Consider the following 1,938-nt stretch of genomic DNA (forward strand, 5'->3'; position numbering starts at 1 on the left):
AACCTTCGGTTGTGTACGTTTCGTGTATAACAGAATGTTAGCTGAACGGAAAGAAGCGTATGAAAAACATAAAGATGATAAGGATCAACTAAAGAAACAAAATCTTCCTACGCCTGCAAAATACAAAGCAGAATTTGAGTGGCTAAAAGAAGTTGATTCATTAGCTTTGGCAAATGCTCAACTCAACTTGCAAATTGCCTATAAAAATTTCTTTCGTGGTCAAAATGACTTCCCAACATTCAAAAGCAAAAAAGACAGAAAGTCTTATACAACGAATGTAGTGAACGGAAATATTATGTTGCTTAACGGTCATATCAAATTGCCAAAACTGAAAATGGTACGTATCAAACAGCATAGAGAAATACCACAAGGCCATATAATCAAGTCATGTACGATTTCTATGACACCTACTGGTAAATACTATGTGTCCATTTTGACTGAATACGAAAAAGAAATCGTACAAAAAGAAGTAGAAACAGTTGTTGGATTAGACTTTGCGATGGATCAATTATACGTCAGTTCTGAGGATGAGAGAGCCAATTATCCTAAGTTCTATCGTGAAATGTTAGACCGATTAGCAAAGGCGCAACGAGTATTATCAAGACGTACAAAAGGTTCAGGGCGTTGGAATAAACAACGTATCCGTGTAGCTAAGCTGCATGAAAAAGTAGCAAACCAACGTAAGAACTTTCTTCATCATAAGTCTAAAGAGTTAGCTACTCATTTTGATGTTGTCGCTATTGAAGATCTAAATATGAAGGGAATGTCGCAAGCACTTCATTTTGGAAAAAGCGTCGCTGATAATGCTTGGGGTATGTTCACCACTTTCTTAGCTTATAAACTAAATGAACAAGGAAAACAGCTTGTGAAAATAGACAAATGGTTTCCTTCCACAAAAACATGTAGCAGTTGTGGAAATGTGAAAAATATGTCATTGTCTGAGCGAATATATACTTGTATATGCGGTGTAAATATCGATAGAGATTATAACGCAGCTATCAATATCAAAAATGAAGCAATACGCCTATTGGTGTTAGCATAGATAGCAATAAAATAACCCTTGGAACAAGGGAGTTAGCTCGGCTGTCTTAGGACGAATTCGTTAGCTACCAAAAGTAACGACTAACCGAGAAGCCCCCACTTCAAACAGTCCGTTAGGACGTTAAGTGGCGGGTAGTTCACGAGGAACCATTTATATGCCTAATAACTCAAATAAAATCGATACTATACTTAGGTTAGATCTTAAAATCTAAAAACCTTATTCCAAACTTAGACCTAATTGATTGCTCCTCTCCCTTCCTTGGGGCTAAGTAGCTAGCTTTTGCTAGCTGCTTTTTTTATTAAACGGATAAAATTCGATATTCTAACAATACTACTCATAATACAACTTGAGCAGTTAACTTTTGTTAGCTGCTCTTTATTTGTACAAGGTACTCAATTGACTGGCGCACATATAATATCCTGAGTTCCTTTCTTTATAAAATAGTCGTTATAAAATGAGACTCGTCACGAGAGCACTTTACTAAGTGCTCTTTTTATATTTCAACTTAATACAAAATGAAAGTTTGATTAAGCTTATTTTTACTACCGCATAACATGTTTAATTCTGCTTATAATATAGTTGTAACTTAAAGTTACATATCATTTACTTGTAGGGCCTAATTTTCTTTTGTACAACAAGCAGTTAGCTAATTAAGCTGGCTGCTTTGTTTTGCAAAAAGAAGTTTTTATACGATTTTAAACACATTTAAAAATAAATTCATATGATATTACGTATTCCTCTCTTTTACAAAATGGATTTTGGTCAAAAGAGCACTTTTACGAAGTGCTCTTTTCTCATGGAATTAAAGCTCTACAAAATAGCATTTTTGTTTAGTTTCACTCTAAAAGTAAAATTTTCATTTTTTCATTCCACCAAGTTCATAACATATTCTTTTC

1 protein-coding gene is annotated in these 1,938 nt (G+C 34.2%); it reads left to right on the top strand.

The annotated features are described in order from the left end of the window. The coding region (locus ABWK52_RS24310; RefSeq protein WP_353772190.1) for an RNA-guided endonuclease TnpB family protein at window positions 1-1,042 on the top strand (1,042 nt) is incomplete at its 5' end. Window positions 1,043-1,938: the final 896 nt, after the last annotated feature.

This window comes from Bacillus sp. AP50 (genome assembly GCF_040492675.1).
GTDB lineage: Bacteria > Bacillota > Bacilli > Bacillales > Bacillaceae_G > Bacillus_A > Bacillus_A cereus.